The organism is Pseudomonas sp. HD6422, from assembly GCF_025377065.1.
GTDB classification, from domain to species: domain Bacteria; phylum Pseudomonadota; class Gammaproteobacteria; order Pseudomonadales; family Pseudomonadaceae; genus Aquipseudomonas; species Aquipseudomonas putida_U.
In genome coordinates this window covers 1-6,072 of the sequence record NZ_JAHWIW010000070.1, presented here as the reverse complement: position 1 = coordinate 6,072, position 6,072 = coordinate 1, and the positions used below count along the sequence as shown (strand labels likewise).

8 protein-coding genes are annotated in these 6,072 nt (G+C 58.0%); 6 read left to right on the top strand and 2 right to left on the bottom strand.

Going from position 1 to position 6,072, the window contains the following annotated elements:
- Positions 1-182: 182 nt before the first annotated feature.
- The 6 genes from qacK to KY379_RS26930 all read left to right on the top strand — a co-directional run bounded on the left by qacK (position 183) and on the right by KY379_RS26930 (position 3,759).
- Positions 183-515, top strand: coding sequence for a quaternary ammonium compound efflux SMR transporter QacK (gene qacK, locus KY379_RS26955; RefSeq protein WP_052484405.1), 333 nt, complete (start codon positions 183-185; stop codon positions 513-515).
- A gap of 142 nt (positions 516-657) precedes the next feature.
- Positions 658-1,131, top strand: a complete 474-nt coding sequence (gene dfrA1, locus KY379_RS26950) for a trimethoprim-resistant dihydrofolate reductase DfrA1 (protein ID WP_000777555.1) — start codon at positions 658-660, stop codon at positions 1,129-1,131.
- A gap of 108 nt (positions 1,132-1,239) precedes the next feature.
- A complete protein-coding gene (locus KY379_RS26945) occupies positions 1,240-1,794 on the top strand; it encodes an aminoglycoside N-acetyltransferase AAC(6')-IIa (protein ID WP_023622803.1) in 555 nt (184 codons plus the stop codon).
- A gap of 156 nt (positions 1,795-1,950) precedes the next feature.
- Positions 1,951-2,298, top strand: coding sequence for a quaternary ammonium compound efflux SMR transporter QacE delta 1 (locus tag KY379_RS26940; protein WP_000679427.1), 348 nt, complete (start codon positions 1,951-1,953; stop codon positions 2,296-2,298).
- On the top strand, positions 2,292-3,131 hold the full coding sequence (gene sul1, locus KY379_RS26935) for a sulfonamide-resistant dihydropteroate synthase Sul1 (protein ID WP_000259031.1): 840 nt from the start codon (positions 2,292-2,294) through the stop codon (positions 3,129-3,131). Before KY379_RS26940 ends, sul1 begins: the two co-directional genes overlap by 7 nt.
- A gap of 127 nt (positions 3,132-3,258) precedes the next feature.
- The gene (locus KY379_RS26930) at positions 3,259-3,759 is read left to right on the top strand and encodes a GNAT family N-acetyltransferase (RefSeq protein ID WP_000376623.1); all 501 of its coding nucleotides are present in this window, start codon (positions 3,259-3,261) and stop codon (positions 3,757-3,759) included.
- Here the strand turns inward: KY379_RS26930 and KY379_RS26925 are convergent.
- Together KY379_RS26925 and KY379_RS26920 are read right to left on the bottom strand one after the other, a co-directional pair.
- The gene (locus KY379_RS26925) at positions 3,728-4,720 is read right to left on the bottom strand and encodes a TniB family NTP-binding protein (RefSeq protein ID WP_001381192.1); all 993 of its coding nucleotides are present in this window, start codon (positions 4,718-4,720) and stop codon (positions 3,728-3,730) included. The genes KY379_RS26930 and KY379_RS26925 overlap by 32 nt on opposite strands.
- Before the next feature lie 2 nt (positions 4,721-4,722).
- Positions 4,723-6,072 (bottom strand): Mu transposase C-terminal domain-containing protein (locus KY379_RS26920; RefSeq protein ID WP_169808595.1); only part of this gene is annotated, 1,350 nt, incomplete at its 5' end.

The window sequence follows — 6,072 nt, the reverse complement described above, 5'->3', positions numbered from 1 at the left end:
GTTTGCTTTGAATTTAGTGTTTACGGCACAATGGTTTAGGTTGGGTGGCATGTTGCTCACTACTTAACGCGGCGTTAGATGTAATTAACCGGAAAGTTGCGCACGAATAATTTTTTTCTTCAAGACTACAACTTTAAGAGAAAAGAACACATAATCCCTTCGAATCATATTGGAGGCGGATCATGAAAAGCTGGTTATTTCTTACTGTTGCAATTCTTGGAGAGGTAGTTGCAACATCTGCATTAAAGTCCAGTGAAGGTTTTACGAAGCTCGTACCATCTTTCATCGTAATTGTTGGCTATGGAATTGCATTTTATTTCCTTTCATTGGTCTTGAAGTCTATTCCTATAGGGGTGGCCTATGCAGTTTGGTCTGGCCTTGGCGTAGTATTAGTCACTGCTGTTGCATGGGGGCTTTACGGGCAAAAAATTGATGCATGGGGTTTCGTGGGTATTAGTTTAATAGTTTGCGGTGTATTGGTTTTAAATTTGCTTTCTAAAGCAAGCGTTCATTAAGTGGCACTGGCATCTAACAATCGGCAGCAGGCGGTCAGCCTACACTACGCGGTTTTGTGTTACTCGCTGCGCTCAAACATTAACACAAAACCGCTCCGTTACGGCTGCCGCTGTGCCGGGCGTTAACCTCTGAGGAAGAATTGTGAAACTATCACTAATGGTAGCTATATCGAAGAATGGAGTTATCGGGAATGGCCCTGATATTCCATGGAGTGCCAAAGGTGAACAGCTCCTGTTTAAAGCTATTACCTATAACCAATGGCTGTTGGTTGGACGCAAGACTTTTGAATCAATGGGAGCATTACCCAACCGAAAGTATGCGGTCGTAACACGTTCAAGTTTTACATCTGACAATGAGAACGTAGTGATCTTTCCATCAATTAAAGATGCTTTAACCAACCTAAAGAAAATAACGGATCATGTCATTGTTTCAGGTGGTGGGGAGATATACAAAAGCCTGATCGATCAAGTAGATACACTACATATATCTACAATAGACATCGAGCCGGAAGGTGATGTTTACTTTCCTGAAATCCCCAGCAATTTTAGGCCAGTTTTTACCCAAGACTTCGCCTCTAACATAAATTATAGTTACCAAATCTGGCAAAAGGGTTAACAAGTGGCAGCAACGGATTCGCAAACCTGTCACGCCTTTTGTACCAAAAGCCGCGCCAGGTTTGCGATCCGCTGTGCCAGGCGTTAGGCAGCACAGAGCGACCATTTCATGTCCGCGAGCACCCCCCCCATAACTCTTCGCCTCATGACCGAGCGCGACCTGCCGATGCTCCATGATTGGCTCAACCGGCCGCACATCGTTGAGTGGTGGGGTGGTGACGAAGAGCGACCGACTCTTGATGAAGTGCTGGAACACTACCTGCCCAGAGCGATGGCGGAAGAGTCCGTAACACCGTACATCGCAATGCTGGGCGAGGAACCGATCGGCTATGCTCAGTCGTACGTCGCGCTCGGAAGCGGTGATGGCTGGTGGGAAGATGAAACTGATCCAGGAGTGCGAGGAATAGACCAGTCTCTGGCTGACCCGACACAGTTGAACAAAGGCCTAGGAACAAGGCTTGTCCGCGCTCTCGTTGAACTACTGTTCTCGGACCCCACCGTGACGAAGATTCAGACCGACCCGACTCCGAACAACCATCGAGCCATACGCTGCTATGAGAAGGCAGGATTCGTGCGGGAGAAGATCATCACCACGCCTGACGGGCCGGCGGTTTACATGGTTCAAACACGACAAGCCTTCGAGAGAAAGCGCGGTGTTGCCTAACAACTCATTCAAGCCGACGCCGCTTCGCGGCGCGGCTTAATTCAGGTGTTAGATGCACTAAGCACATAATTGCTCACAGCCAAACTATCAGGTCAAGTCTGCTTTTATTATTTTTAAGCGTGCATAATAAGCCCTACACAAATTGGGAGATATATCATGAAAGGCTGGCTTTTTCTTGTTATCGCAATAGTTGGCGAAGTAATCGCAACATCCGCATTAAAATCTAGCGAGGGCTTTACTAAGCTTGCCCCTTCCGCCGTTGTCATAATCGGTTATGGCATCGCATTTTATTTTCTTTCTCTGGTTCTGAAATCCATCCCTGTCGGTGTTGCTTATGCAGTCTGGTCGGGACTCGGCGTCGTCATAATTACAGCCATTGCCTGGTTGCTTCATGGGCAAAAGCTTGATGCGTGGGGCTTTGTAGGTATGGGGCTCATAATTGCTGCCTTTTTGCTCGCCCGATCCCCATCGTGGAAGTCGCTGCGGAGGCCGACGCCATGGTGACGGTGTTCGGCATTCTGAATCTCACCGAGGACTCCTTCTTCGATGAGAGCCGGCGGCTAGACCCCGCCGGCGCTGTCACCGCGGCGATCGAAATGCTGCGAGTCGGATCAGACGTCGTGGATGTCGGACCGGCCGCCAGCCATCCGGACGCGAGGCCTGTATCGCCGGCCGATGAGATCAGACGTATTGCGCCGCTCTTAGACGCCCTGTCCGATCAGATGCACCGTGTTTCAATCGACAGCTTCCAACCGGAAACCCAGCGCTATGCGCTCAAGCGCGGCGTGGGCTACCTGAACGATATCCAAGGATTTCCTGACCCTGCGCTCTATCCCGATATTGCTGAGGCGGACTGCAGGCTGGTGGTTATGCACTCAGCGCAGCGGGATGGCATCGCCACCCGCACCGGTCACCTTCGACCCGAAGACGCGCTCGACGAGATTGTGCGGTTCTTCGAGGCGCGGGTTTCCGCCTTGCGACGGAGCGGGGTCGCTGCCGACCGGCTCATCCTCGATCCGGGGATGGGATTTTTCTTGAGCCCCGCACCGGAAACATCGCTGCACGTGCTGTCGAACCTTCAAAAGCTGAAGTCGGCGTTGGGGCTTCCGCTATTGGTCTCGGTGTCGCGGAAATCCTTCTTGGGCGCCACCGTTGGCCTTCCTGTAAAGGATCTGGGTCCAGCGAGCCTTGCGGCGGAACTTCACGCGATCGGCAATGGCGCTGACTACGTCCGCACCCACGCGCCTGGAGATCTGCGAAGCGCAATCACCTTCTCGGAAACCCTCGCGAAATTTCGCAGTCGCGACGCCAGAGACCGAGGGTTAGATCATGCCTAGCATTCACCTTCCGGCCGCCCGCTAGCGGACCCTGGTCAGGTTCCGCGAAGGTGGGCGCAGACATGCTGGGCTCGTCAGGATCAAACTGCACTATGAGGCGGCGGTTCATACCGCGCCAGGGGAGCGAATGGACAGCGAGGAGCCTCCGAACGTTCGGGTCGCCTGCTCGGGTGATATCGACGAGGTTGTGCGGCTGATGCACGACGCTGCGGCGTGGATGTCCGCCAAGGGAACGCCCGCCTGGGACGTCGCGCGGATCGACCGGACATTCGCGGAGACCTTCGTCCTGAGATCCGAGCTCCTAGTCGCGAGTTGCAGCGACGGCATCGTCGGCTGTTGCACCTTGTCGGCCGAGGATCCCGAGTTCTGGCCCGACGCCCTCAAGGGGGAGGCCGCATATCTGCACAAGCTCGCGGTGCGACGGACACATGCGGGCCGGGGTGTCAGCTCCGCGCTGATCGAGGCTTGCCGCCATGCCGCGCGAACGCAGGGGTGCGCCAAGCTGCGGCTCGACTGCCACCCGAACCTGCGTGGCCTATACGAGCGGCTCGGATTCACCCACGTCGACACTTTCAATCCCGGCTGGGATCCAACCTTCATCGCAGAACGCCTAGAACTCGAAATCTAACGTCCGTTCGGGCATCGAGGTCCATGTCGGGGTGGGACGGGCCCGTGGCTTCAAGATCACTTGCAGTCCGACCGCGATGTCTTGGTTGCGCGAGAGGTTGTCGACAGGCCATGCTGAGTGTGCGATGGTTGATCGCTTCCTCGCCGCTCTCCACGGCGACGATGGCCGCCGCCATCAGCAAGTGCGCCAGTTCCCCTATGGTGCCCTCGCTGCGTGTGAGCAGGTAGCGAGCCATGTCCAGCGTGGCAATTGGGGAAGGCCGGCGCAGCGGGAGCGAAGCGGCGAAGCTGGCCAGCAGTGAGCAGCAATCGTCGTTGGCCTCCCATACCGGCAGCATCATCGGCTCGAAGCGATTTTCCAACTGGTCATCGGAGCGGATGGCTAGGTAGGCGTCGCGCGTGCCTACCCCAACCAACGGGATGCGCAGTTCGTTGCCGAGGAAGCGCAGCAGGTTGAGGAATTCCCGGCGGTTGACGCTGTTGCCGGCCAGCACGTTGTGCAGCTCGTCGATCACCAGCATGCGCACGCCGACCTTGCGCAGCAGTGCCAGAGCCAGTTGCTCCATTTCCGGCAACCGTGGGCGTGGGCGCAGCGGCGCGCCCATCGCGGCGAGCAGCGCGACGTAGAAGCGGATCACGGACGGCTCGGACGGCATCTGCACGACCAACACCGGGATGTGCTCCTGGTCGGCGTCGGAGCTGGCCGGGTGGGTGCGGCGGAACTTCTCGACGATCATCGACTTGCCATTGTTGGTCGGGCCAACCAGCAGCAGGTTGGGCATGCGTTGCTTGTTTGGCCACGCATAAAGGGCTTCCAGCCGGTTCAGCGCCTCGACTGCGCGCGGATAGCCGATCCAGCGGTCGGCGCGAAGGCGCTGGATGCGCTCGTCCGCCGGAAGACGGGCCAAGCCCTGGGCCGCCGGCAGCAGGTGGGACAGGTCGATGATGGGATATTCGTCCACGGCTACCACTCCTCAATCTGGTCGAACGGTTTGGCGGGTGGCAAGTTGTCTGCCTGCGGGTCGGCAATATCCGTATCCGGCGGAACGGGCTTGTCCGGCCGAGCTGATGTCTTGAGGTGCTGGCGGCGATCCGCGTCACGCCGCGCCTTGCGTGTGGCCTTCTGCGCGCTGGTCACAATCTCACGCATCTGGCCGATCATGCGGAACAGCGCCGACTCATCCACCTGTTCGCGCCCTTGCTGCCGCAGTTTCGCCAGCGCCTGCCGTTGTTCCCAGAGGGTGACAGCCGGATGCGACAAGGTACGGTAGGGAATTTCCAGGTAATGCTGTCCCTCCGGTTCCAGGACCCAGATACGGCTGATGTCGCGCGGATCGCGCCGGATCAGAAAGGACGGCCAGCGTTCACGCCGCGCAATCCACGGCTTGAGCGCATCGGCGTAGTAGTGGATGTGGTCGATGACAAAGCCGGTGCGGGTCAGCGTGCGCCGGAGGATCGGCAGAAAATCGACCAGGAACGAAGTAGCGCGTGTGACGACGGCCGGTACGCCGACACGCGCCACGGCCTCGGCCCAGCGCGCGGCCGGCGGTTGGAGCAGGCCGTTGTGCACCGAACCGTGGTAGGTGCCGACCGCCAATGTGAGCCAGCGCTCTAGCTCGCGCAGCGTCAGGGCGGCCTTGTTTTCGGAATCGTAGTCGCCGCGCTGGTCAGGGTTGGAGAAGGTCGTTCCCGGCAGTTCGTCGTGAATCATCTGCATCGCCGTGCCGATGATCCGTTCCACGATGCCGCCATAGTGCGGCTGTCCCAGCGGGCGATAGTCCAGCCGGATGCCATGCTGCTCGCAACCCCGGCGCAGGGCCTCGCTCTTGAACTCGGCCGCGTTGTCTAGGTAGAGCAGCAAGGGCTTGCCGCTCATCTGCCAATCCATTTCCACGTTCAGTCCTTCCAGCCAAGGGCGCTTGTCGCAGGCGACATGCACGAGGCACAGGCCAACCGAAACGGCAGACGGCGCTTCCAGCGTGACGACCATGCCGAGCACGCAGCGGGTGAACACGTCGATGGCGAGGGTCAGGTACGGGCGGCCAATAGGTTGCCGGTCGCGGTCATCGACCACGATCAGGTCGATGACCGTATGGTCTATCTGCACCTGCTCCAGCGGCGCGGTCACGGCAGGAGGCTCGCCGCCCACACCTTGTAGGTCACGAGCGGCATCCTGGCCTTCCCGCCGGCGGATGACCTTGCGCGGGTCAAGGCTAGCGATCCGTAAGGCCACGGTATTGCGCGCCGGCACTCGCAGTTTTTGAGCCTTGCACACCTGAGTGACTTCGCGGTGAAAGGCCGCTAGGCTGCGCTT

Bases quoted from the DNA above. Each gene is read 5' to 3' on its own strand.
- sul1 (WP_000259031.1), top strand. From the start codon at position 2,292: ATGGTGACGGTGTTCGGCATTCTGAATCTCACCGAGGACTCCTTCTTC.
- KY379_RS26940 (WP_000679427.1), top strand. From the start codon at position 1,951: ATGAAAGGCTGGCTTTTTCTTGTTATCGCAATAGTTGGCGAAGTAATC.
- KY379_RS26930 (WP_000376623.1), top strand. From the start codon at position 3,259: ATGGACAGCGAGGAGCCTCCGAACGTTCGGGTCGCCTGCTCGGGTGAT.
- qacK (WP_052484405.1), top strand. From the start codon at position 183: ATGAAAAGCTGGTTATTTCTTACTGTTGCAATTCTTGGAGAGGTAGTT.
- KY379_RS26945 (WP_023622803.1), top strand. From the start codon at position 1,240: ATGTCCGCGAGCACCCCCCCCATAACTCTTCGCCTCATGACCGAGCGC.